The organism is Streptomyces sp. NRRL S-1022, from assembly GCF_000720135.1.
Classification (GTDB): Bacteria; Actinomycetota; Actinomycetes; order Streptomycetales; family Streptomycetaceae; genus Streptomyces.
In genome coordinates this window covers 20,899-45,187 of sequence record NZ_JOIU01000010.1, presented here as the reverse complement: position 1 = coordinate 45,187, position 24,289 = coordinate 20,899, and the positions used below count along the sequence as shown (strand labels likewise).

Annotated in this window: 20 protein-coding genes; 10 read left to right on the top strand and 10 right to left on the bottom strand. The window is 73.1% G+C overall.

Annotation, left to right across the window (positions count from 1 at the left end; translation table 11 throughout):
• Positions 1-22 precede the first annotated feature (22 nt).
• Together IG05_RS0115100 and IG05_RS0115095 are read right to left on the bottom strand one after the other, a co-directional pair.
• The gene (locus IG05_RS0115100) at positions 23-1,453 is read right to left on the bottom strand and encodes a sensor histidine kinase (protein WP_030342846.1); all 1,431 of its coding nucleotides are present in this window, start codon (positions 1,451-1,453) and stop codon (positions 23-25) included.
• Between the two features lie 9 nt (positions 1,454-1,462).
• The gene (locus IG05_RS0115095) at positions 1,463-2,149 is read right to left on the bottom strand and encodes a response regulator transcription factor (RefSeq protein ID WP_030342845.1); all 687 of its coding nucleotides are present in this window, start codon (positions 2,147-2,149) and stop codon (positions 1,463-1,465) included.
• Between the two features lie 295 nt (positions 2,150-2,444).
• On the opposite strand from IG05_RS0115095, the gene IG05_RS0115090 reads away from it, so the two are divergent.
• The 8 genes from IG05_RS0115090 to IG05_RS0115055 all read left to right on the top strand — a co-directional run bounded on the left by IG05_RS0115090 (position 2,445) and on the right by IG05_RS0115055 (position 9,327).
• A complete protein-coding gene (locus IG05_RS0115090) occupies positions 2,445-3,221 on the top strand; it encodes an amino acid ABC transporter ATP-binding protein (protein ID WP_030342844.1) in 777 nt (258 codons plus the stop codon).
• 85 nt (positions 3,222-3,306) lie between these two features.
• Positions 3,307-4,143: a glutamate ABC transporter substrate-binding protein gene (locus IG05_RS0115085; RefSeq protein ID WP_030342843.1), complete on the top strand. Its 837-nt coding sequence runs from the start codon at positions 3,307-3,309 to the stop codon at positions 4,141-4,143.
• Positions 4,144-4,217: 74 nt separating this feature from the next.
• Positions 4,218-4,883 (top strand): amino acid ABC transporter permease, encoded by a 666-nt coding sequence (locus IG05_RS0115080; RefSeq protein WP_030342842.1) that lies wholly within the window; start codon positions 4,218-4,220, stop codon positions 4,881-4,883.
• Positions 4,880-5,770 carry an amino acid ABC transporter permease gene (locus IG05_RS0115075; protein WP_030342841.1) on the top strand — a complete coding sequence of 297 codons (891 nt, stop codon included), beginning with the start codon at positions 4,880-4,882 and terminating at the stop codon, positions 5,768-5,770. The genes IG05_RS0115080 and IG05_RS0115075 overlap by 4 nt, the downstream gene beginning before the upstream one ends.
• 177 nt (positions 5,771-5,947) lie before the next feature.
• Complete coding sequence (locus tag IG05_RS0115070) at positions 5,948-7,594, top strand: FAD-dependent monooxygenase (protein WP_030342840.1); 1,647 nt, start codon at positions 5,948-5,950, stop codon at positions 7,592-7,594.
• Positions 7,595-7,980: 386 nt separating this feature from the next.
• Positions 7,981-8,241: a putative leader peptide gene (locus IG05_RS50560; RefSeq protein WP_420707598.1), complete on the top strand. Its 261-nt coding sequence runs from the start codon at positions 7,981-7,983 to the stop codon at positions 8,239-8,241.
• Positions 8,242-8,311: 70 nt separating this feature from the next.
• A complete protein-coding gene (locus IG05_RS0115060; RefSeq protein WP_037813828.1) occupies positions 8,312-8,857 on the top strand; it encodes a cysteine dioxygenase in 546 nt (181 codons plus the stop codon).
• 53 nt (positions 8,858-8,910) lie between these two features.
• Positions 8,911-9,327 (top strand): rhodanese-like domain-containing protein, encoded by a 417-nt coding sequence (locus tag IG05_RS0115055; protein ID WP_420707599.1) that lies wholly within the window; start codon positions 8,911-8,913, stop codon positions 9,325-9,327.
• Between the two features lie 85 nt (positions 9,328-9,412).
• Here the strand turns inward: IG05_RS0115055 and IG05_RS0115050 are convergent, their stop codons facing one another.
• From IG05_RS0115050 to IG05_RS0115030, 5 genes are all read right to left on the bottom strand, one after another.
• Positions 9,413-11,941, bottom strand: coding sequence for an ABC transporter permease (locus IG05_RS0115050; protein WP_030342837.1), 2,529 nt, complete (start codon positions 11,939-11,941; stop codon positions 9,413-9,415).
• A 230-nt stretch (positions 11,942-12,171) separates the two neighbouring features.
• On the bottom strand, positions 12,172-13,029 hold the full coding sequence (gene recX / locus IG05_RS0115045) for a recombination regulator RecX (protein ID WP_030342836.1): 858 nt from the start codon (positions 13,027-13,029) through the stop codon (positions 12,172-12,174).
• Between the two features lie 3 nt (positions 13,030-13,032).
• Positions 13,033-14,157, bottom strand: a complete 1,125-nt coding sequence (recA, locus tag IG05_RS0115040) for a recombinase RecA (protein ID WP_030342835.1) — start codon at positions 14,155-14,157, stop codon at positions 13,033-13,035.
• Between the two features lie 228 nt (positions 14,158-14,385).
• Positions 14,386-15,636, bottom strand: coding sequence for an AI-2E family transporter (locus IG05_RS0115035; protein ID WP_199808320.1), 1,251 nt, complete (start codon positions 15,634-15,636; stop codon positions 14,386-14,388).
• A 138-nt stretch (positions 15,637-15,774) separates the two neighbouring features.
• Positions 15,775-15,969, bottom strand: coding sequence for a DUF3046 domain-containing protein (locus IG05_RS0115030; protein ID WP_030342833.1), 195 nt, complete (start codon positions 15,967-15,969; stop codon positions 15,775-15,777).
• 80 nt (positions 15,970-16,049) lie between these two features.
• On the opposite strand from IG05_RS0115030, the gene IG05_RS0115025 reads away from it, so the two are divergent.
• Complete coding sequence (locus IG05_RS0115025; RefSeq protein WP_030342832.1) at positions 16,050-16,994, top strand: hypothetical protein; 945 nt, start codon at positions 16,050-16,052, stop codon at positions 16,992-16,994.
• Between the two features lie 42 nt (positions 16,995-17,036).
• Here IG05_RS0115025 and IG05_RS0115020 read toward each other — a convergent pair whose 3' ends face one another.
• Genes IG05_RS0115020 through IG05_RS0115010 form a run of 3 tightly spaced genes read right to left on the bottom strand, consistent with a single transcriptional unit; the run spans position 17,037 to position 19,002 of the window.
• A complete protein-coding gene (locus IG05_RS0115020; protein WP_030342831.1) occupies positions 17,037-17,345 on the bottom strand; it encodes an AzlD domain-containing protein in 309 nt (102 codons plus the stop codon).
• The gene (locus IG05_RS0115015; protein WP_030342830.1) at positions 17,342-18,097 is read right to left on the bottom strand and encodes an AzlC family ABC transporter permease; all 756 of its coding nucleotides are present in this window, start codon (positions 18,095-18,097) and stop codon (positions 17,342-17,344) included. Before IG05_RS0115015 ends, IG05_RS0115020 begins: the two co-directional genes overlap by 4 nt.
• A 23-nt stretch (positions 18,098-18,120) precedes the next feature.
• Positions 18,121-19,002 (bottom strand): AraC family transcriptional regulator, encoded by an 882-nt coding sequence (locus IG05_RS0115010; protein ID WP_030342829.1) that lies wholly within the window; start codon positions 19,000-19,002, stop codon positions 18,121-18,123.
• Between the two features lie 219 nt (positions 19,003-19,221).
• On the opposite strand from IG05_RS0115010, the gene IG05_RS0115005 reads away from it, so the two are divergent.
• Positions 19,222-24,183, top strand: coding sequence for an ATP-dependent helicase (locus IG05_RS0115005; RefSeq protein WP_030342828.1), 4,962 nt, complete (start codon positions 19,222-19,224; stop codon positions 24,181-24,183).
• Positions 24,184-24,289: the final 106 nt, after the last annotated feature.

Sequence of the window (24,289 nt, the reverse complement as noted above, 5' to 3'; positions counted from 1 at the left end):
CGGGCGGAAGCCCGTCCAGGGCCTAGGAGGCGGCGCCCCGGGTGTCCCCGGCGGTCTCCGCGTGCCGCGGCACCCGCACCGTCACCCGGAGCCCCCGCGGCTCGTGGTGGGCGTACTCGATCGCGCCTCCGCCCGCCGCGAGCAGGGCGCGGCTGATGGACAGGCCCAGGCCCGACCCGTTCACGTTCTGGTGCCGTCCGCTGCGCCAGAAACGGTCGCCCACGCGCGCGAGTTCCTCGTCGGTGAGGCCGGGCCCGGTGTCCGTGACGACGACCGTGGTGGTGTCACCGTCGACGCGGACGGCGACCTCGACCGTGCCGTCCTCGGGGGTGAACTTCACGGCGTTGTCGATCACCGCGTCCAGGGCGCTGGACAGGGCGATCGGGTCCGCCCAGGCGGTGGTGGGCGGACAGTCGCCGGTCAGCCGGACGCCCTTGGCCCGGGCGGCCGGTGCCCACGCGGCCACCCGCTCCCCGGCCAGCGCGCCGATGTCGGTCAGCCGGAGATCGGCCTCGGCGTGCTCGGCCAGCGCCAGGTCGAGCAGGTCGTCCAGGACCTGCGCGAGGCGCTTGCCCTCGGTGCGGACCGAGGCGATCTCCTCGTTGCCCTCCGGGAGTTCGAGGGCGAGCAGTTCGATACGCAGCAGCAGCGCCGCGAGCGGGTTGCGCAGCTGGTGCGAGGCGTCGGCGACGAAGGCGCGCTGCTGCTCCAGCACGGCCTCGACGTTGTCCGCCATCTCGTTGAACGAACGGGCCAGCCGTCTGAGTTCCGGCGGCCCGCCCGCGGCCGCGACCCGGGACTTCAGCCGCCCGGTGGCGATGTCGTGCGTGGTGGCGTCCAGGACCCGGACCGGCCGGAGCACCCAGCCCGTCAGCCTGAGCGCGGCGCCGACGGCGAGCAGCATGGCCGCGATCTCGCCGGCCCCGATGAACAGCCAGCCGCGCAGGATCCGGGACCGCAGCTGCCCGGTGGGCGAGTCGGTGACCACCACCGCGACGACGTCCCCGTCCCGGATCACCGGCGAGGCGACGACGAGCCGGCCGCGCTGCCAGGGCCACACCTGCCGGGGGTCGTGGCTGCGCCGGCTGAGCAGCGCCTCGTCGAACGCCCGGCGGACCTCCCCCGTCTGCGGTACGAACCAGGTGTCGGGGGCGTTGGCCATCGCGGAGCCGTTGCGGTAGAAGACGCCCGCGCGGATGCCGTAGACGCCGTGGTAGCTCTCCAGCTCGCTGCGCAGACTCGCGCGGCGCTCGTCCGTGGTGGTGCGGCGGGAGCCGCCGGGCGCGTCGGTGACGAACTGGGCGAGCGCGGCGAAGCGTGCCGTGTCGTCGATCCGGTCGACGACGACCCGCTGCTGCTGGGCGGCGGCCACGCTGCCGGCCAGCGGGACGCCGAGCGCGAGCAGGACGGCCGCCAGGAGGACGATGAGCAGCGGCAGGAGGCGTGTGCGCACCCGTCCCCGCTAGGCGGCCGGGGCGACGAGCCGGTAGCCGACGCCGCGTACGGTCTCGATCAGTGCGGGCAAGCGCAGTTTGGCGCGCAGGGAGGCGACGTGCACCTCCAGGGTGCGGCCGGTCCCCTCCCAGCTGGTGCGCCAGACCTCGCTGATGATCTGTTCGCGCCGGAACACCACCCCGGGCCGCTGGGCGAGCAGCGCGAGCAGATCGAACTCCTTGCGGGTCAGCTGGACGACCGCGCCGTCCACGCTGACCTGCCGGGTGGGCAGTTCGATCCGGACCGGACCGAGGAGCAGCGCGTCCTCGCCCCCGGTCGCGGGGTCCTCGTGGGCGGTGCGCCGGCTGACGGCGTGGATCCGGGCGAGCAGCTCCCCGGTGTCGTACGGCTTGACGACGTAGTCGTCCGCGCCCATGTTGAGCCCGTGGATGCGGGAGCGGACGTCGGAGCGCGCGGTCACCATGATCACCGGGGTGCTGGTGCGTTTGCGGATCTTGCCGCACACCTCGTAGCCGTCCTGGTCGGGCAGGCCGAGGTCGAGCAGGACGACGCCGAAGCCGTTGCCCTCGGGGACGAGTGCCTGGAGGGCCTCCTCGCCGCTGCGCGCGTGGGTGACCTGGAATCCGTGCCGCGCGAGGACGGCGGACAGGGCCGCGGCGACATGGTTGTCGTCCTCGACGAGCAGCAGTCTCATCCCGGCCCCCTCCGGTTCAGCGGTCGTACGTCTCGGTGTGCGTCAGGCTTGCGGACCGCGCCCCCGCGCGCGTGCACCATGGCAGTGACGCCGATGGTTAAGGACGGCGTCAAGAGGGTTCGGGTTGCCTGCCGCTTCCGTTACCCGGCCGATATGCGCGACGGTCGTCAGTACTACGACACGTGTCCGATTGCTATCGGATCGTGATGCTCAGATCTCCCTCAGATGTGATGACGCAGGTCACAGCCCCTCACTACTGTCCTCGGAAACCCGAGGAGGACGGAGCCCGAGAGCGATGACCAAAGTAACGGTGGCCAAGGAGGACGCGGCCACGTCCGACGAACTGGTCGTCCTGAAGAGCGTCAACAAGCACTTCGGCGCGTTGCACGTGCTCCAGGACATCGACCTGACGATCGCCCGCGGCGAGGTCGTCGTGGTCATCGGGCCCTCCGGGTCCGGAAAGTCGACGCTGTGCCGCACCATCAACCGCCTGGAGACGACCGACTCCGGCACGATCACGATCGACGGCAAGCCGCTGCCGCACGAGGGCCGCGAACTGGCCCGGCTGCGGGCGGACGTCGGGATGGTGTTCCAGTCGTTCAACCTCTTCGCGCACAAGACCGTGCTCGAAAACGTGATGCTGGGTCAGGTGAAGGTCCGCAAGGCGGACAAGAAACAGGCCGAGGAGAAGGCCCGGGCCCTGCTGGACCGGGTCGGCGTCGGCACCCAGGCGGACAAGTACCCCGCCCAGCTGTCCGGCGGCCAGCAGCAGCGCGTCGCGATCGCGCGGGCACTCGCGATGGGCCCGAAGGTCATGCTGTTCGACGAGCCGACCTCCGCCCTCGACCCCGAGATGATCAACGAGGTCCTGGAGGTCATGCAGCAGCTCGCGCGCGAGGGCATGACGATGATCGTGGTCACCCACGAGATGGGCTTCGCGCGTTCGGCGGCGAACCGGGTCGTCTTCATGGCGGACGGCCGGATCGTCGAACAGGCCACGCCCGACCAGTTCTTCAGCAACCCGCGCAGCGACCGGGCCAAGGACTTCCTGTCCAAGATCCTGCACCACTGACGGCACGCCCCGGCCGCACGCGCCGCCGGGCCGCGTCACCCGCGCCTCAGGGACTCGTTCCTCACCACTCAGAAGGATGTTCACGATGAAGCTCCGCAAGGTCACCGCCGCCTCGGCCGTCCTCCTCGCCCTGTCCGTGACCGCCACCGCGTGCGGCGGCGACGACAAGAAGGACGACAACGGCTCCTCCGGCGGCAAGAAGATCGCCGTCGGCATCAAGTTCGACCAGCCGGGCATCGGCCAGCAGACCCCGCAGGGCTACTCGGGCTTCGACGTCGACGTGGCCACCTACGTCGCCAAGAAGCTCGGCTACAACGCCGACCAGATCGAGTGGAAGCAGTCGAAGAGCGCGGACCGCGAGACCATGCTGCAGCGTGGTGACGTCCAGTTCATCGCCGCCTCCTACTCGATCACCCCGGAGCGCCAGCAGAAGGTCGACTTCGCCGGCCCGTACCTGCTGGCCCACCAGGACGTGCTGCTGCGCGCCGACGAGAACAAGATCAAGTCGCCGGCGGACCTGAACAACAAGAAGCTGTGCTCGGTGGCCGGCTCGACCTCGGCGCAGAACGTCAAGAAGACGCTGGCCCCGAAGGCCAACCTGCAGACGTACCCGACGTACTCGGCGTGTCTGTCCGGTCTGCAGAGCGGCGCCATCGACGCCCTCACCACCGACGACTCGATCCTCGCCGGTTACGCCTCCCAGGCCCAGTTCAAGGGCAAGTTCAAGCTGGGCGGCTTCAAGATGACCAACGAGAACTACGGCATCGGCGTCAAGAAGGGCAGCGACCTCAAGGCCAAGATCAACAAGGCCCTCGAGGAGATGGTCTCCGACGGTTCCTGGGAGGCTGCCGTGAAGAAGAACTTCGGTCCGGCGAACTACAAGAACGAGCCCGCCCCGAAGATCGGCGACATCAAGAGCTGAGGCAATGCCCGCCGGTGCGCCGCCCCTGACGGCGGCGCACCGGGGCATCCCTACACGCGGAAGCGCGGGAGATCGTGTTCGACTTTCTTGGACGTTACGACGTACTGGGCGCCTTCTGGACGACCGTGCAGCTCACGTTGCTGTCGGCCGTCGGCTCCCTGGTCTGGGGCACCCTGCTGGCCGGTATGCGGGTGGGCCCGGTGCCGCTGATGCGCGGTTTCGGCACCGCCTACGTGAACATCGTGCGGAACATCCCGCTGACGGTGATCATCCTCTTCTCCTCACTCGGCCTGAGCAACACGCTGGGCGTCACGCTCGGTGCGGACGACTTCCAGGTCCGGGGCTTCCGGCTGGCCGTGCTCGGTCTGATCCTCTACACCTCGGCCTTCGTCTGCGAGGCGATCCGCTCCGGCATCAACACCGTGCCGGTCGGTCAGGCCGAGGCCGCGCGTGCCATCGGCCTGAGCTTCACCCAGGTGCTGGGCCTGATCGTGCTGCCGCAGGCGTTCCGTGCGGCCATCGGTCCGCTGACCAACGTGCTGATCGCGCTGACGAAGAACACGACGGTGGCCGCCGCGATCGGTGTGGCGGAGGCGGCGTTCCTCATGAAGGAAATGATCGAGAACGAGGCGCAGCTGCTGCTGATCTCCGCAGTCATCGCCTTCGGGTTCGTGTGCCTGACCCTGCCGACCGGGCTGATCCTCGGTTGGGTGGGCAAGAAGATGGCGGTGAAGCGATGACTTCCGTTCTGTACGACGCCCAGGGGCCCCGCGCCAAGCGGCGCAACCTCCTCTACACGGGTCTCTTCCTGGTGGTCCTCGCTGCCGTCGTGTGGTGGGTGTACAAGGCGCTCGACGACAAGGGGCAGCTGGCCTGGAGCCTGTGGAAGCCCTTCTTCAGCAGCACCGAGGCGTACTCGACGTACATCTGGCCCGGTCTGCAGAACACCTTGGAGGCGGCGGCGCTGGCGATGGTCATCGCGCTGCCGCTGGGTGCCGTCCTCGGCATAGCCCGCCTCTCGGACCACGTGTGGGTGCGCGTCCCGGCCGCGGTCGTGGTCGAGTTCTTCCGCGCGATCCCGGTCCTGGTCCTGATGATCTTCGGGCTCGCCCTCTTCGCCCAGTACACCGACGTCAGTTCGGACGACCGTCCGTTCTACGCAGTCGTCACCGGCCTGGTGCTGTACAACGCGTCGGTGCTCGCCGAGATCGTCCGCGCGGGCATCCTCGCCCTGCCGAAGGGCCAGTCCGAGGCGGCCATGGCCATCGGTCTGCGCAAGGGTCAGGTGATGCGGGTCATCCTGCTGCCGCAGGCGGTCACCACGATGCTCCCGGCGATCGTCAGCCAGCTGGTGGTCATCGTCAAGGACACCGCGCTCGGCGGGGCGGTGCTCACCTTCCCCGAACTGCTGACCTCGGCCAACACGATGAGCGGTTACTACGGCAACATCATCGCCTCCCTGACCGTCGTGGCCGTCATCTTCGTGATCATCAACTTCTCGCTGACCACGTTCGCGAGCTGGCTGGAGGGCCGGCTGCGGCGGGGGAAGAAGTCGACGGGCGCGGTGCTCGCCGTCGACGACACCGTGAACATCCCGGGCCACGCGGGAACGGGCATCTCGGCCTGACGGAAGCTCAGGTCCGAACGCATCACCCAGGGGCAGTGGCATGATCGCCACTGCCTCTGGTCACTTGACGCAAACTCTCCCAATGGGTTGCATACGTTCTGTGATCGTGCACCCCGCTTCACCTTCCCGTTCACTTGTCTCCGTCAAGGCCTCGCCGCGAGCAGGGGGCGCCACACCGTGGACCCGGTGATCATCGTCGGAGCGGGGCCCGTCGGGCTCACGCTCGCCCTGGCGCTGGCGCGTCAGCAGGTGCCGACCATCGTCCTGGACGAAGGGCCCGGCAAGGACGAACCCCGTCCGGCGCGCACCGTCGTCCTGCGCGAGGACACGGCCGCCCTGCTGGAGCGGCTGACCGGCGTCGCACTCGGGGGGCACGGGGTGCGCTGGGCCGGATGGCGGTCCCTGCGGCGCCGGCAGGTGGTGAGCGAGCTCGCCTTCGACCCGTCCGAGCCCGCTCCGCTGCACATCGCGCAGCACATCCTCACGGGGTTCCTGCGCGGGGCCGTCGCCGGGGAGCCGCTCGTGGAGACGGCGGTGGACAGCCGCCTGGACGCCGTCGAGCAGGACCGTTCCGGCATCAGCGCGCACACCCGTGGCCCGAAGGCCACCTGGTGGCGCGGAAGTTACCTGGCCGGCTGCGACGGCCCCCGCTCGACCGTGCGCAAACTCCAGGACATCCGCTTCCCGGGCCGTACGGCGGTGGAACGGCACGCGGTCGCCGCACTGCGTGTGGAACTTCCGTGGGAGGGTCGGGCGTTGCTCCATCGGATGCCGCCGTGGCGGTCGTCCGGGCCCCCGGCCGGGGAGGTGACCGCCCGCCCCCTCCCGGACGGCGCGTGGCGCCTGGACTGGCTGCTGCCGCCGGGCAAGGACCTGGTCACGCCCGAGGTCCTGCTGACCCGGATCCGCGAGACCCTCGCGGGCTGGTCGGACGGCAGCACACCGCCGTACGACCTGCTCGACACCGGTGTCCACACGGTGCACCACCGCCTCGCCCGCAGGTGGCGCGCCGGCCGGGTCTTCCTCGCCGGGGACGCGGCCCACCTGCTCGGCGCGCTCGGCACCCAGGGGCTGGACGAGGGGCTCAGGGACGCCGAGAACCTCGCCTGGAAGCTGGCCGCGGCCTGGCACCACGGCCCGCACGAGGCCCTGCTGGACAGCTACCAGACCGAGCGGCGCGCGGTGGTCGCCGCCCGGTTGCGCGCCGCCGACCAGGTGCTGCCGGTGCTGCGCGGCGGGGGCGCGCTGCGCCACATCGTCCCGGGCGCGGCCCGCAACCAGGACGCGCTGTTCACCGACGGCCACCTGGGGCGCGGTCCGCTGGGCGCGCCCGGCACGTACGCCGACTCGCCGCTCGCACCCCGGCAGTCGGAGGCTCGGGTCCCGGTCGACACCCCGCCCGGGGCCCCGGTCACCGATGTCCGGGTCACGGCGGAGGACGGTTCCTTCGTCCGGCTGCGCGACCGGCTCGACCGCGGCGCGCTGCTCGTCGTGCTGATCGCACCCGGTACGGGTGTCTGGGACCGCAAGCACTGGGTGTCCGCCGGGGTCATGCCCCGGCTGGCGGCGGCCGTGACCGCGCTGCCGCACCCCGCCGAACTGCTGGTCGCCGAGAGCTATCCGGGCGCGCCGGCGCACAGCGTGCTGCTCGTGCGCCCCGACGGCCACCTGGTCACCGCGCTGAGCGGGGTCCGCCCGGCCGACCTGTACGCGGCGGCCGAGGCCGCGCTGGGCGGAGTGGTGCACGCCGAGCGGCAGGAGGACGAGGAGAACGAGGGTGAGGAGCAGACGGCGGAGGCCCGGGCCGGTTCCGGCGCGCGCTGACCGTCCGCCGGGGCAACGGCTCCGGTACGTGCAGACCATTCGCCGGGGAATGGTTCCGGCATGCTGACCACCCGCCGGGGGAACAGCTCCGGCGCGCGCAGACCCTCCGCCGGGGAGCAGTACCGGCGCGCGCAGGCCGTCCGCCAGGGAACCAGCTCCGACGCGGGCTGACCGTCCGCCGGGGAGAGGTCTTCGACGCGCGCTGAGGTGTGCCGGGGGAAGGGCGCTCCGGCGCGTGCTGACGGTCTGCCGGGGAAGAACGCTCCGGCGGGCGCTGAGGTATGCCGGGGGAAGTGCGCTCCGGCGGGTGCTGACGGTATGCCGGGAAACGGGCTTCAGCGGGTTCTGCGGTATCGCGGAAGGGGGGCTCCAGCGGGTTCGGCGGTATGCCCGGAAGGCGGCTCCGGCGCATGCCGGCCGCACGCCGGGGAGCGAGTTCGGCGTGCGCCGACCGTCTGCCGGAGGCGGCTCCCCCGCGCCCCCGCCTGCGCTCACTCACCCTCCGTCCACAGGGTGACACCCGGTTGACCCGATTGCGGCAGCATGCTGTACTCCGGATCGTGACCGACACCTGTGTGCGCCTGTGGCGGAGGGTCCATATGGACCTCGTCCGCTACGCGGGCTGCGTGTGTCGCCCGTCCTGCTGAATTCGCCTCCTCTTCCTTTCCGGGCGCCGTCGTGCGCCCGTTCCCGCGAACGCATTTCAGGACGGTGCACGTGTCTGTCCCCTACCCTTCCCTGGCCTCGTCCGCGTCCCCGGCCGCCGCTTCGGCGCCCACCCAGGCGGACCTCCTCGACTTCGTCCAGCGCACTGCGGCGGACGCCGAGCTGATCGCCTCCCTGCCGCTCGACCCGGAGGGCCGTACCTGGGTGCGGCTGAAGGGCCCCGGCGGCAGCGAGGCCTGGCTGATCGGCTGGCCGCCCGGTACCGGTACCGGCTGGCACGACCACGCCGACTCGGTCGGCGCCTTCCTCACCGCCTCCGGCGATCTCACGGAGTACTCCCTAGCCGCCCGGCTGCCCACCGACGGCTGGAAGACCCTGGAACTGACCGAGGGCGTGGACCGGGTGCGCCGGCTGTCCCAGGGGCAGGGCCGCGCCTTCGGCCACCACCATGTGCACGAGGTGCTCAACGAGTCCCGCGAACGACACGCGATCTCGGTGCACGCCTACTACCCGCCGCTGCCGCGGATCCGCCGTTACAGTCGCACGGGCCAGGTGCTGCGCCTGGAGCAGGTCGAACGCCCGGAGGACTGGCAGTGAGCGGCACGAGCGAGCGGTCGGCGGCGACGGCCGGAGTGACCCGTGGGACCGGTGTGCCGGTGAGCGCGCCCGGTGAGCAGCCGCCCGGCATCGACGAGTTGCTGGACCGGGTACGCGCGGGCTACCAGCGCATCGAGGCACTCCAGGCGCACGAGGCGGCGCGGTCCGGTGAGGCGTTGCTGGTCGACATCCGGTACGCGGCCCTGCGCGAGCGGGACGGGCTCATCCCCGGCGCCGTCGTGGTCGAGCGCAACGAACTGGAGTGGCGCCTCGACCCGCAGGGCAGCCACCGCCTCCCCGAGGCCACCCGGCACGACCTGCGTGTCGTGGTGATCTGCAACGAGGGCTACGCCTCCAGTCTTGCCGCCGCCTCCCTCCACCAGTTGGGCCTGCACCGGGCCACGGATCTGGTGGGCGGCTTCCAGGCATGGCGGGCTCAGGGGCTGCCGGTGGAGCCGGCGACGGCCTGAGCCCTGGGCTGCGAAAAGCGGTGAACCCCCGGGCCCTGCCCCGGGGTTCACCGCGTCGGTGGTCCGCCCGGCGACGGCGCCGGTGCTACTCCTTCGCCGTGGCGACCGTCACCGGGCGCACCCGGAGGGCGACGCGCCCGGGCACGGCACTGGCCACCAGCGCCAGGAGCCCGGCAACCGCGACCACGCCGACGTAGAGCAGCGGGGTGACCGCCGGTGCGGCACGGCCCGTCATGCCGACACTGAACGCGGTGAGGACGGCGAGCGCGATACCGGTGCCGACCGAGGTGGCGAGGAGCAGGACGGACAGCGCCTCGGTGCGCAGCATGCGCAGCACCTGACGGCGGGTCGCGCCGGCCAGCCGGAGCAGCGCGAACTCCCGGATCCGCTCGGCGACCGACATGGCCAGCGTGTTGACGACCGCGATGGCGGTGAAGGCCAGGACGAGTCCCATGGCGAGGTAGTTGACCTCGGCGTTCGCCTGCTGCCGGTCGGCCTGGAGGGCGTCGGCGGCGGCCGGGGAAAGAATCCGCAGTCCCGGGAACTCACGGAGCGTAGTCGCGAGTTCTGTCTGTGTACGGGTCGTGCTGACGAGGACCGAGGAGGCGAGCGGGTTGTCGACGTGGTGGGCCACGAGGTCGTGGGCGAAGGTGAGGTCGCCGAAGCCGAGACCCCGGGCGTAGACGGCGGCGACGGTGAGGGTGGTGGGCGTGCCGTCGCCGAGCGTGAGTTTCAGGGTGCTTCCGGGCTTCAGGTGCTGCTGGTCGGCGGCCACTTCACTGACGGCGACGGTGCGGGGGCCGAGCCGGTCGAGGGAGCCGGCCGTGACCTGCGGGTCCCAGGTGCGGGTGAGGCCGGCGGGGGTGACGCCCTGTGCGGGGTACTTGTCGAGGCCGACGCGGACGGTCGTGCGGACCACCTCGGTGACGGTGTCGTGCCGTGCGCGCAGCCGTTCGGCGGCCTCGCCGGGGACGCCCGGTCCCTGGGCGGCGACGACCCAGTCGGCCCGGACGCCTTCGCGGGCCTGGGCACGGGCGGCGTTCCCGAGGGTGTCCTGGACGAACAGGACGGTGCAGGTCATGCCGACGAGCAGAGCGAGGGGGGTGACGACGGAGGCCATGCGGGCGGCGTTGCCGCGCAGGTTGGCGGTGGCGAGCCGGCCGCCGTGGCCGGTGAGCCGGAGCGGGCCGGCGAGCAGCAGCGCGGCGGCCTTGACCAGGAGGGGACCGAGCAGGGCGACGGAGGTGGACAGGACGATGACGGCGAGGAAGGTCACGGGAGTCGAGGCGGGCTCGGTGCGCAGAACGGTGAGCACGGCGACGAGGACGACTCCGCCTGCGAGCAGCAGCAGCCCGGCGGCGATCCGGCCCCAGGCGGGCCGGGTGCGCTCGGCCCTCGCTTCGGTCAGAGCCTCGGCCGGGCGGATCCGGGCGACCCTGCGCGAGGCGATCCGGGCCGCCGCCCAGGCGCCGAGCAGGGTGACGGCGAGAGCGGCCAGCGGCGGGAAGACACTGACGGTGCGTTCCAGCGTGTCGGGTACGGCGCCCAGGGCGACGAACCGGGAGTGCAGCCAGGCGCCCAGCGGAAGCCCGAGCAGTGCACCGGCGGTGCCCGCCACGGCGCCGACGATCAGTGCCTCCCGGCCGAGCAGCCTGCGGATCTGCCCGGAGGTGGCGGCGATGGCCCGGAGCAGGGCGAGTTCGCGGTGGCGCTGCTGGACGGTGAGCGCGAAGGTGCCGACGACCACGAGCACCGCCACCAGCAGCGAGGTACCGCCCATGGCGCCGCCCATGCTGACCAGCCGGGTACGGGCGGCGGCCGCGTCCAGGAACTCGACGGGCCCGCGGGCGTCACCGCTGCTGACCTGCGCCGTCGTGCCGTGCAGTGCCTGCTCCACCGCCCGGCGCACCCGCTCGGGGTCCGCCCCCTTGGCCGGCAGCACACCGAACGCGGTCACCTCGCCGGGGTGCCCGGCCAGCCGACGGGCCTCGGCGGCGGAGAAGAACAGGGACGTCTGGTGGCGTACGGCGGTGACGGGGGTGGCGATACCGGTGATCCGGTAGCCGCGCGGGGCCTGCGTGGACTGCACGGTGAGCCGGTCGCCGGGCCGCAGCCGGGCCCGCGCGGCGAAGTCACCGTCGATCACGAGGTCGTCCGCGGCGGTGGGGGCCCGGCCCGCGGTCAGTCGGTACGGGGTGAGCGCGGCGGAGTCCCAGGCGTGCCCGTAGGCGGTACGGCCGCCGGTGCCGGCCGGGGTCATCGGCTGGGCGAGGAAGGTGAGCTCGGGGATCACCCGGGCCACGCCTGGGGTGCGGGCGAGTGTGCCGCGCAGGTTCCCCGTGAGCCAGGCGCGTTCGGCGATGGGCTTCGCCTTGTGCTTGACCTTGGTCTTGCCCTTCTTGTGCTTGACGGTGGTCCGGTGCACGTACTGGTCGGCGGAGACCACGACGGGGGCGGCGGCGTAGCGCTCGGTACGGATGGTGCCGCGCAGGCCGGTGTCGAGGAGGGTGCCGCACGCGGTGATCAGAGCCGCCGCGCACATCAGGGCGAGGAACGCGCCGAGAAAACCCGCTTTGCGGGCGCGGACTGTCTGCAGGGCGTAACGCAGCATCATGGGGACGGGGCTCTCTTCTGTTGTACGCGTCGGCTGTGTCGTGCGCTGGGCGTGCGCTGGGCGCGTGTACAGACTCCCCGCTGCGGGGGTGGCAGAGCATTGCGGTGACCCGGTGTCTTACGGAGGGGGCCAACCCGCCCGCCCGCTACGGGGGTTAACCCCACCAAGGCCCCTGTTCGCACCGGGCGCCCCGGGCAGACCGTGCCGGAAAGACGCGTGGGACGACGCCGTCAGAAGTCCCCGTCCCCCAGGAACTCCGTGTCCTCGCCCTCCTCCTCCAGAGCTTGGCGGACGATGCGGAGGGCCATGCCCTCGGAGTAGCCCTTGCGGGCGAGCATGCCGGCGAGCCGGCGGAGCCGCTTGTCGCGGTCGAGGCCGCGGGTGGCGCGCAGCTTGCGGGCGACGAGCTCACGGGCGGTCGCCTCCTCCTGCTCGGGGTCGAGCTGGGCGACGGCGTCCTCGATCAGCGCCGAGTCGACTCCCTTGGTGCGCAGTTCCCGGGCGAGGGCACGGCGGGCGAGTCCCCGGCCGTGGTGCCGGGACTCCACCCAGGCGTCCGCGAAGGCGCCGTCGTTGATGAGCCCGACCTCTTCGAACCGGTCCAGCACCTCGTCGGCGACGTCCTCGGGGATCTCCCGCTTGCGCAGGGCGTCCGCGAGCTGTTTGCGGGTGCGCGGGGTCCCGGTGAGCAGGCGCAGGCAGATCGCCCGGGCCCGCTCAGCCGGGTCCCCTGAAGACTCCCCCTGCTCGTCCCTCGCCGAGGAAGGGGCGCCTTCGTCCTCACCGGGCGCGTCCCCGAACCCGCGCCGCCGCCGGCCACGACCCCGGCCGCCCCGCGCGCCGCCGGGTCCCGCGGAGCCCCGGCCGCCCCCGGAGCCGCGGCCGTCGGGCGAACCGCTCCCGTGCGGCTCACCGCCCGCGTCTCCGTCATCCCCGTACCCGTCGGTTCCGCGGGCCGCGCCGGGGCGGTCGTTCCGGTGTTCGTCGTGCCCGTCCGGGGCGGAGTCCGGGTAGCCCCCGGTGCCCCTCCCCCGTGGGACACCGGGGGTGGCGTACTCGTACTCGGCCCAGTCGGTTCGTCGTGTCACGGGTCAGCTCTTGGCAGCGGCGGCCTTGGGCTTGACGGCCTTGGCGGCTGCCGGGGCGGGCACCGTCTTGGCGTCGTCGGCCGCAGGGGTGACCGCGGCGTCGGTGCCCGGCTCGGTGGCGGGCTCCTCCGGCCGGACTCCCACGCCCAGCTTCTCCTTGATCTTCCTCTCGATCTCGTTGGCCAGGTCGGGGTTGTCCTTCAGGAAGTTGCGCGCGTTCTCCTTGCCCTGCCCGAGCTGGTCGCCCTCGTACGTGTACCAGGCGCCGGCCTTGCGGACGAAGCCGTGCTCCACGCCCATGTCGATCAGGCCGCCCTCGCGGCTGATGCCCTGCCCGTAGAGGATGTCGAACTCGGCCTGCTTGAAGGGCGGCGCGACCTTGTTCTTGACGACCTTGCAGCGGGTGCGGTTGCCGACCGCCTCCGTGCCGTCCTTCAGGGTCTCGATGCGGCGGATGTCGATGCGCACCGAAGCGTAGAACTTCAGCGCCCGGCCACCGGTCGTGGTCTCCGGGGAGCCGAACATCACGCCGATCTTCTCGCGGAGCTGGTTGATGAAGATCGCGGTGGTCTTGGACTGGTTGAGGGCGCTGGTGATCTTCCGCAGTGCCTGGCTCATCAGGCGGGCCTGCAGACCGACGTGGCTGTCGCCCATCTCGCCCTCGATCTCCGCTCGCGGGACGAGCGCGGCGACGGAGTCGATGACGATCAGGTCGAGGGCACCGGAGCGGACCAGCATGTCCACGATCTCCAGGGCCTGCTCGCCGTTGTCGGGCTGGGAGAGGATCAGGTTGTCGATGTCGACACCGAGCTTGCGCGCGTACTCGGGGTCGAGGGCGTGCTCGGCGTCCACGAAGGCGACCTGGCCGCCGGCCTTCTGGGCGTTGGCCACGGCGTGCAGGGTCAGCGTGGTCTTACCGGAGGACTCCGGTCCGTAGATCTCCACGACACGGCCGCGCGGCAGGCCACCGACGCCGAGGGCGACGTCCAGCGCGGTCGATCCGGTCGGGATGACCTCGATGGGCTCCCTCGACCGCTCGCCCATGCGCATGACCGCGCCCTTGCCGAATTGCCGTTCAATCTGTGCGAGCGCGGCGTCGAGCGCCTTCTCGCGGTCGGTTCCTGCCATGGGTTCCACCCGGTTTGCTTGAGTCGATCGCTTCACGTCAAAGACGCTAACGCCTGCCACTGACAATGCGCCCCGACGCAGGTCCAGCCTGTGGATAACCGAGGGGCATATCCCCGCGAATCGCGACAAAGACCCCACCCGGAAGCCTCGCCTGGGCTTCCATAAGAATGGATGTTCGATTTTTGTGTCAAGCGCACCACGCGGCACACGGCCGGGGCTTCCCCGGACCTACGGCCGCCGCTGCGTGCCAGGGCGGCGACCGCCCCAGAGGCGCCGCGCCCGCGTGGACATCCCGGGACGGCCCGCCCCCCGGCCGCGGTGCCCGTGCACCCGGGGGTCGTCCGTGACCGCGTACCTCTTCACGTACGCGCCGAGGAACGCCTGCAGCGTCGCCACCGCCGGGATGGCGATCAGCGCGCCGACCGCGCCCAGCAGCGCGGTGCCCGCGACGACCGAGCCGAAGGCGACCGCCGGGTGGATGTCGACCGTCTTGGCGGTCAGCTTGGGCTGGAGCATGTAGTTCTCGAACTGCTGGTAGATCACGACGAAGACCAGCACCCACACCGCGTACCAGGGGTTCACGGTGAACGCGATCAGCATCGGCAGCGCGCCCGCCAGGTACGTGCCGATGGTGGGGATGAACTGCGAGACCAGGCCCACCCAGACGCCGAGCACCGGCGCGTACGGCACACCGAGGGCCTGGAGCAGGATGTAGTGCGCGATCCCGGAGATGAGCGCCATGAGGCCGCGCGAGTACAGGTAGCCGCCCGTCTTGTCGACGGCTATCTCCCAGGCGCGCAGCACCTCGGCCTGGCGCGCGGGCGGCAGCACGGAGCACAGGGCGCGGCGCAGCCGGGGGCCGTCGGCGGCGAAGTAGAACGAGAACAGCGCGATCGTGAGCAGCTGGAAGAGCCCGCCGAGCACCTGGGCGGACACGTCGAGGACACCGGTCGCGCTGTTCTGCACGTACTTGCGCAGCCAGTCGGAGTGGAGCAGGCCCTCCTGGATGTCGACCCGTCTGAGCTCCGTGTGGAAGGTGTGGTTGATCCAGTTGATGAGCGAGTCGAGGTAGTCCGGGAAACCCTCGACCATCTTGATGATCTGGCCGGCCAGCATCGACCCGAGCAGCGTGACGAACCCGGCGGCGGCGACGGTCAGGCCGAGGAAGACCAGGAAGGTGGCGAGGCCCCTGCGCATGCCCCGGGCCGACATCCGGCTCACCGCGGGCTCGACCGCCAGGGCCAGGAAGAACGCGATCAACATGTTGATCAGGAGTCCGGTCAGCTGGTGGAAGGCCCAGCTGCCGAGCTGGAACGCGGCGATCAGCGCGAGCGCCAGCACCATGGCGCGCGGCAGCCAGCGCGGCATCCGGCCGTCCGGAGCGACGGCTCCGGAGGCCGGGGGCCGGCCGGGCGGGGGCGCCGCGGCCGGTGTCTCCTGCCGGGGGGACGGCTCGCCGTCCTCGGCGGTGGGTGCCAGGGGGTCCTCGTCAGTCGGTGCCACGCGCCCAGTCTCGCCCACGCCGCCGACAACGGGACCCCACCGGCGATCTTCGTGACAGATCAGTACCGTACCGTCGAGTTCTTTTCCGGCAAACGGGACAGAACGCCCATCCGGTCAGCGCTTCTCGCCCGGCACGTGCATGACCGCGCAGACCACGCGCCACACGTCCTTGGCCGCCCAGCCGGCGTCCAGCGCCTCGTTCACCGTGCGTCCGCCCAGCTCCGACATGACGTGATCGCGCGCGAAGGTGTCGGCGTACCCCGGACCGAAGTGTTCCGCCATCCGCTGCCAGAAGACCGTCAACCGCATGACTCCAGTATCCCGCCCCTGGGGGTGGGCCCCGCCCGGGAGCACCTGCCGAGACCGCTTTCCGCCCTACGGTCTGACGCATGGCCGAAACCGGAGCTCCCCCACTCCCCTCCACGCCCCCGGCGCGTTCCCCGCTCTTCCGCGCCGAACAGTTCGTGTGGCTCACCGCGCGCGTGCTGGAGCAGCATCTCTTCGCGTACCACTTCCTGCACGGCAGCCCCGAGGCGGTGGAAGCGGCACTGGACGCCTACCGCAACGACGACGGCGGGTACGGGCACGCGCTGGAGCCCGATCTGCGCGGACCGGTCAGCCAGCCCCTGCACACCGCGCACGCCCTGCGCGTGCTGGACGCCGTAGGGCGCTGCGGCGGGCAGCGCGTGGAGCGGGTGTGCCGCTACCTGACCTCCGTCTCCACCCCGGACGGCGCCCTGCCGGCGATCCACCCGAGCCAGCGCGGGTATCCGACGGCGCCGTTCGTCCCGGTCGTCGACGACCCTCCCAGCGAGCTGCTGGCCACCGGGCCGGTGGTCGGGCTGCTGCACCGCAACGAGGTGTGGCACGCCTGGCTGTTCCGGGCCACCGACTTCTGCTGGCAGGCGGTGGAGTCCCTGGAGAAGTCCCACCCCTACGAGGTGCAGGCCGCCGTCACCTTCCTGGAGTCCGCCCCCGACCGCCCGCGCGCGGAGGCCGCCGCCGACCGGCTGGGCCGCCTGGTGCGCGAGCAGCGGCTCGCCGCGCTGGACCCAGGCCGTCTCGACGCGTTCCCGGTCGCCCCCGGCTACGCCCCGGGCGAGCACCACTTCCCGCACGACTTCGCCCGCAGCCCCGACTCGCTCGCGCGCACGTGGTTCACGGACGACGAGATGACGCGCTCACTGGACCACCTGGCCGCCGAACAGCAGGACGACGGCGGCTGGCCCGTCCGCTGGCACCGGTGGGCCCCTGCCCCGGCGCTGGAGGCCCGCCCACTGGTGACGATCGAGGCCCTGCGCACCCTCAGGGCCTACGGCCGCTTCGTGGGCTGAGCGGTCCCCGCCCGCGGGAGCGGCCCCTGCCGTCGGCGGGCCTCACCCGCCGACGGCCCGCACTCCCGCCGTCACCACCACGGCCGCCGCCACGACCAGCAGGAACGGCGCGCGCAGCACCAGTGCCACGGCCGCGGCGCCGAGCCCCGCGGCCCGCGCGTCCAGCACCAGCGCGTGCCCGTCGGCGAACGTCTGCTGCGCGGTGAGCGCGGCCAGGAGAGCCACCGGCAGCAGGGCGGCGAGCCGGCGCACGTACGGCCGCTCGACGGTGTGCGCCGGTACCAGCAGTCCGGCGAGCTTGACGGCGTAACAGCCGAGGGCGGTCACGCCGATCGCGATCCAGGTGTTCACCGGTCCCCCTCCGGGCCCGTCTGCTCCTCCTGCCGGGCACGGCCCCCGCGCCGGCCCTCGACGAAGAGGGCGAGCGGGGCCGCCAGTGCCGCCACCAGGACCGGCACACCGGCCGGCAGGACGGGCAGCAGACCGAGGCCCAGCAGGACGGCGAGGGCCGCCACCGCGCGTTCGGTCGTCGTCTTCAGCATCGGCGCGAGCAGCGCCAGGAACACGGCGGGTCCCGCCGCGTCCAGGCCCCACGCGCGCGTGTCGCCGATCGCCCGGGCACCCAGCGCGCCGAGCAGCGTGGTGAGGTTCCACAGCAGGTACAGGCTGAGGCCGGTGACGGTGAAGCCGAGCCGTGCGGCCCGCCGGGTCGGCTGCGCCAGGGTCACCGCGGTGGTCTCGTCGATCACCCATTGGGCGGCGAAGGGCCGTAGCGCGCGCGGGAGGGCGAGCAGCTGCGACAGCCGCAGCCCGTAGAAGGCGTTGCGCACGCCCAGGAAGAAGGCGCCGGCGGCGGCCGTGAACGGGTTGCCCCCCGCGGCGAGCGCCCCGACCAGCGCGAACTGGGAGGCGCCGGTGAACACCAGGAGGCTGAGCGCGCAGGTCTGGAGCAGCCCGAGTCCGCTGCCGGCCGAGGTCACCCCGAAGGCGAATCCGGACAGGCCCACGGCGACGCCGACGCCCAGGGCGTCCCGTACGACGGCCGAGTCGGGCTTGTCCGCCCCTTCGGCGGTCTGGTTCGTGAGAGCTATGTGCTGTGCCACGCCCAGGACGGTAGGGGCGGCTCTCAGCTCGCGTCTTGTACGTTCTTGCGCTCGTCCGGTTGTACGACCTTGCGCTCCTCGGGGCCGGTGCGCTCGCGCTGGTACGCGCCCGGGGGCACGCCGACGATCCGGGTGAAGTGCCGGTTGAGGTGGGGCTGGTCGGTGAAGCCGACGGCGACGGCCGCCTCGGCCGGGGCCGTCCCCGCGTCCAGCAGCAGCCGGGCGCGGCGCACTCGGGCGTCCGTCAGCCAGGTGTGCGGCGGCATGCCGTAGGCGTCGCGGAACGCCCGCAGCAGGGCGAACGGGCTGGTCCCGAGGTCCGAGGCCAGCCGTTGCAGGGCCGGCGGCTCGGCCATCCGTTCCTCCAGCACCGCACGCGCGCGTGCGGCGATGCTCGCGCCGGCCGTCCGGATCCGCCGCTGGGGCAGCCGGCCGCCGTTCAGCCGCAGCAGCCTGGTCACGGTGACCCGCAGGAGCGTGTCGGCGGCCAGCGCGTTGCCCTCGTCGGCGGCGCGCAGCACCTGGTGCACCAGACGGACGGTGTAGGGGTCGTCGAGGACCGGGCTGGCGAAGCCCGGCGTGCCGCGCAGGGCGGTGGTCTCGGCGGCGATCGCGGCGACCACGTCGGGCGACGGGTAGAGCGCGCCGTACCGCCAGCCCTCGGGCACCCCGGCCCGGCCCGTGTGCGGGGTGTCCGGGTTGACCAGGGCGAGCGCCCCCGCACCGGCGGAGACGTCGGAGCCCCGGTGGTGGAAGACCTCGACGCCGTCGGCGATGGCCGCGATCACGAAGTTCTCGTGGGTGTGCCGGATGAACGTCTTGCGGATGTACCGGGCCCGCAGCAGGTCGACACCGGGCAACTCCGCGTACCGCCAGTGCCGCGCCCGCTCCCCTGAACCCGCCATGCAGCCATTGTCCGCCCTGCCCGGACCACCCCCGCACCGCGTTCCCGCGCCGGGCACCGCACCGCGTTCCCGCGCCGGGCATCGCGCCCGATCCCGCCGCCCGGCACCGCGCCGGCCTCCGGCCGCCCGGACGGCCCGGGGCCAGCCCGGCACTGCTTCCTCGTATCCGCGTCTGCGCAGGTCACAGCGATTGTCAGTGGGCGGGTGCAGGATGGACGCATGGTCAGCTCCGCACACCGAGCCCTCGACGGCTTCTCCCCCGCGACCCGCGGCTGGTTCACGGGGGCGTTCCCCGCGCCCACCGCGGCCCAGGCGGGCGCGTGGAACGCCATCGGCGCGGGCTCGGACGTGCTGGTGGTCGCCCCGACCGGTTCCGGCAAGACGCTGGCCGCGTTCCTCGCCGCCCTGGACCAGCTGGCCTCCACTCCGCCCCCGGCCGACCCGAGGAAGCGCTGCCGGGTGCTGTACGTGTCGCCGCTGAAGGCCCTGGCGGTCGACGTCGAGCGCAACCTGCGCAGTCCGCTGACCGGTATCCGGCAGGAGTCGGTGCGCCTGGGCCTGCCCGAGCCGGAGATCCGGGTCGGCATCCGCTCCGGCGACACCCCGGCGGCCGAGCGCCGCGCCCTGTCCACCCGCCCGCCGGACATCCTGATCACCACCCCCGAGTCGCTGTTCCTGATGCTGACGTCGGCCGCGCGCGACGCGCTCACGGGCGTGGAGACGGTGATCCTGGACGAGGTGCACGCGGTCGCGGGCACCAAGCGCGGTGCGCACCTCGCGCTCTCCCTGGAGCGGCTGGACGAGCTGCTGCCGAAGCCCGCCCGCCGGATCGGCCTGTCGGCGACCGTCCGCCCGGTGGACGAGGTGGCCCGGTATCTGTCCCCGCGCCGCAAGGCGGAGATCGTCCAGCCGGAGTCCGGCAAGGAGTTCGACCTCTCCGTCGTCGTCCCGGTCGAGGACATGGGCGAGCTGGGCGGTGCCCCGGCAGCCGACGCGGCCAAGGGCGGCGAGCGGCCGTCGATCTGGCCGCATGTGGAGGAGCGGATCGCCGACCTGGTCCAGGCCCACCGGTCCACGATCGTCTTCGCCAACTCCCGCCGCCTGGCGGAGCGGCTGTGCAACCGGCTCAACGAGATCGCGTACGAGCGGGCGACCGGGGAGACCCTGGACGAGCACCACTCCCCCGCCGAGCTGATGGGCGGCTCGGGCGCCGCCCATGGCGCGCCGCCGGTGCTCGCCCGCGCGCACCACGGCTCGGTGTCCAAGGAGCAGCGCGCCCTGGTGGAGGAGGACCTGAAGGCGGGCCGGCTGCCCGCGGTGGTCGCCACCTCCAGCCTCGAACTCGGCATCGACATGGGCGCCGTGGACCTCGTCGTCCAGGTCGAGTCCCCGCCTTCGGTGGCCTCGGGCCTCCAGCGGGTGGGCCGTGCGGGGCACCAGGTCGGCGCCGTCTCCACCGGTGTCGTCTTCCCGAAGTACCGCGGTGACCTCGTCCAGGCGGCCGTGGTCACCGAGCGGATGCGCTCGGGTTCGATCGAGTCCCTGAAGGTGCCCGCGAACCCGCTGGACGTCCTCGCGCAGCAGCTGGTCGCCATGACGGCGCTGGACACCTGGCAGTTCGACGACCTGCTCGCCGTGGTCCGCCGCGCGGCCCCGTTCGCCTCGCTGCCCGAGTCGGCGTTCACGGCGGTCCTGGACATGCTCGCGGGCCGCTACCCGTCCGACGCGTTCGCGGAGCTGCGCCCGCGCGTGGTGTGGGACCGCGTGACCGGCGAGATCACCGGCCGCCCGGGCGCCCAGCGCCTCGCCGTCACCTCCGGCGGCACGATCCCGGACCGCGGTCTGTTCGGCGTCTTCCTCGCCGGTTCCGACCCCAAGAAGGGCGGCGGCCGGGTCGGCGAGCTGGACGAGGAGATGGTCTACGAGTCCCGCGTGGGCGACGTCTTCACGCTGGGCACGAGTTCCTGGCGGATCGAGGACATCACGCGCGACCGCGTCCTGGTCTCGCCCGCGCCGGGCGTGCCGGGCCGGCTGCCCTTCTGGAAGGGCGACCAGCTGGGCCGTCCGCTGGAGCTGGGCCGCGCGGTGGGCGCGTTCCTGCGCGAGGTGGGCTCGCTGTCCCGGGACGACGCGCGGCTGCGGCTGCTGGCGGCGGGCCTGGACGCGTGGGCGGTGGACAACGTGCTGTCGTACCTGGACGAGCAGCGCGAGGCCTGTGGTCACGTCCCGGACGACCGCACGATCGTCGTGGAGCGGTTCCGTGACGAGCTGGGCGACTGGCGGGTCGTCGTGCACTCCCCCTTCGGCGCCCAGGTCCACGCCCCCTGGGCCCTCGCCCTCGGCGCCCGCCTGTCCGAGCGGTACGGCATGGACGCGCAGGTCATGCATGCCGACGACGGCATCGTGCTGCGCCTGCCCGACGCCGACCTGATGGGCCTGGACCTGCTCGACCGGGAGCCGGTGCAGGCCGGCACCCCCCTCGACACGGCGGTCGTCAGCGACCAGGCCCCGGTCGGCGCGGCCGACGTCGTCTTCGACAAGGGCGAGGTCGACACGATCGTCACCGACCAAGTCGGCGGCTCGGCGCTGTTCGCCTCCCGGTTCCGCGAGTGCGCCGCCCGCGCGCTGCTGCTGCCGCGCCGCAGCCCCGGCAGGCGCACCCCGCTGTGGCAGCAGCGCCAGCGGGCGGCCCAGCTGCTCCAGGTGGCGAGCGAGTTCGGCTCGTTCCCGATCGTGCTGGAGGCGGTCCGCGAGTGCCTCCAGGACGTCTTCGACGTCCCCGGGCTCGTCGAGCTGATGGGGGACATCGAGTCCCGCAGGGTGCGCCTGGTCGAGGTCACCACCCCGGAGCCGTCCCCCTTCGCCCGCTCCCTGCTCTTCGGGTACGTCGCCCAGTTCCTGTACGAGGGCGACTCCCCGCTGGCCGAGCGGCGCGCCGCCGCGCTGTCCCTGGACTCGCGGCTGCTGGCCGAGCTGCTGGGCCAGGCGGAGCTGCGCGAACTGCTCGACCCGGAGGTGCTGACCGAGCTGGAGCGCGAGCTGCAGTGGCTCACCGAGGACCGCCGCGTGAAGGACGTGGAGGGAGTCGCCGACGTGCTCCGGCTGCTGGGGCCGCTGACCGACGTGGAGCTGGTGGCGCGCGGCGCGGACCCGCAGTGGGCGCGGGAGCTGGCCGGGGCCCGCCGGGCGATCAAGGTGCGGATCGCGGGGACCGACCACTGGGCGGCCGTCGAGGACGCGGGCCGGCTGCGCGACGCGCTCGGCACGGCACTGCCGGTCGGTGTGCCCGAGGCGTTCACCGAGCCGGTCAAGGATCCGCTGGGCGACCTCCTCGCGCGGTACGCCCGTACCCACGGTCCGTTCACCTCGGCCACCGCGGCGGCCAGGTTCGGCCTGGGCGTGGCGGTCACCGAGGGCGCGCTGCAGCGGCTGGCCGCGGCCGGGCGGGTCGTCCAGGGCGAGTTCCACCCGGCGGGCATCGGCCAGGAGTGGTGCGACGCGGCCGTGCTGCGCCGGCTGCGCCGCCGCTCCCTGGCGGCCCTGCGGCACGAGCTGGAGCCGGTGCCGCCCGCCGCGCTCGCCCAGTTCCTGCCGCAGTGGCAGCACATCGGCAGGGGGCACGGGCTGCGGGGCGTCGACGGGCTGGTCCGCGCGGTCGAGCAGTTGCAGGGCGCCTCGGTGCCGGCCTCCGCGCTGGAGAAGCTGGTGCTGCCCTCCCGCGTGGCCGGCTACACGCCCTCGATGCTCGACGAACTGACCGCCGCCGGCGAGGTGGTCTGGGCCGGCGCGGGCGCCCTGCCCGGCAAGGACGGCTGGGTCTCCCTCTACCTGGCGGACGCGGCCCCGCTGCTGCTCCCGGCCCCGCACCCACTGGAGCTGACCGCGCTCCACCAGTCCGTGCTCGACACCCTCTCCGGCGGCTACGGCCTGTTCTTCCGGCAGATCGCCGACCAGGTACGGGCGACCACGCACCCCGAGGTCACCGATCCCCAGCTGGCCGACGCGCTGTGGGACCTGGCCTGGTCGGGCCGGCTCACCAACGACACACTGGCGCCGATGCGCGCCCTTCTGGGCTCGGGCCGTACGGCGGGCTCGACCGCGCACCGGGCCAAGCGTGCCGTCCCGCGCGGACGCTACGGCTCCCTGACGGCCGCCGCGCGCACCGCCTCCCGCACCGGCCCGCCGACCGTGGCCGGCCGCTGGTCGCTGCTGCCCGCGGCCGAGCCGGACGCCACCGTGCGCGCGCACGCCCTGGCCCGCACGCTTCTGGACCGGCACGGCGTCGTCACCCGGGGCGCGGTCGCGGCGGAGGGGGTCGAGGGCGGCTTCTCGGCGGTGTACCGGGTGCTGTCGGTCTTCGAGGAGAGCGGCCAGGCCCGGCGCGGTTACGTGGTCGAGGGGCTGGGGGCGGCCCAGTTCGCGATGGACGGCGCGGTCGACCGCCTCCGCGCGGTGGCGAACGCCCGCGAGCGCACCGCGGGACTGCCCGCCCCGGCCGGCCGGAACGGCTTCGCCGAGCCGGCCTTCCCGAACCCGTTCGACGCCTCCGGCGGCACCCCGCACGGCCACGCCTCCGCCGGTGCCTTCGACACGGCCGACGCCGGTTTCGCCCACCCCGGCCTGGACGGCGACTTCACCTGGCCGCCGGCGGAACACCCGGCCGCCGACGGCGACCGCGCCTCCTCGCCCGACCTCCCCGACCCGTTCGCCTCACCCGGCTACGGCGGCCCCCGCGGCGGCGGCACCGCCCCCTACGGCCCGGCCCCGCACCGCGGCTACGGCCGCTCGGGCACCCCGGCGCCCGACACCCGCGCCGTGGTCCTCGCCGCGGCCGACCCCGCGAACGCCTACGGTTCCGCGCTGCCCTGGCCGGAACCGCCGACCGGAGCCGGGCACAAACCGGGCCGCAAGGCCGGTTCGCTGGTCGTCCTGGTGGAGGGCGAGCTGACGCTGTACATGGAGCGCGGCGGCAAGACCCTGCTGGCCTGGCCCGCCGAGGCGGACGACCCCCGCCTGCGCACGGCGGCCGAGGCGCTGGCCGCGGCAGCCCGCGCGGGCTCACTCGGCACGGTCACGGTCGAGCGCATCAACGGCACCCAGGCCCTGACCTCCCCCCTGGGCACCCTGCTGGAGGCAGCGGGCTTCGTGGCCACACCGCGCGGCCTCCGCCTGAGAGCCTGACCAGCCCCGCAACCGCCCTGCCGGGCGACCACCAGGCGCTGGGCCCCAAACCCCGAACCCCCAGCCCGGCACGGCACGCGCCGCCCGCACCCCGGCTCTCCCCCGC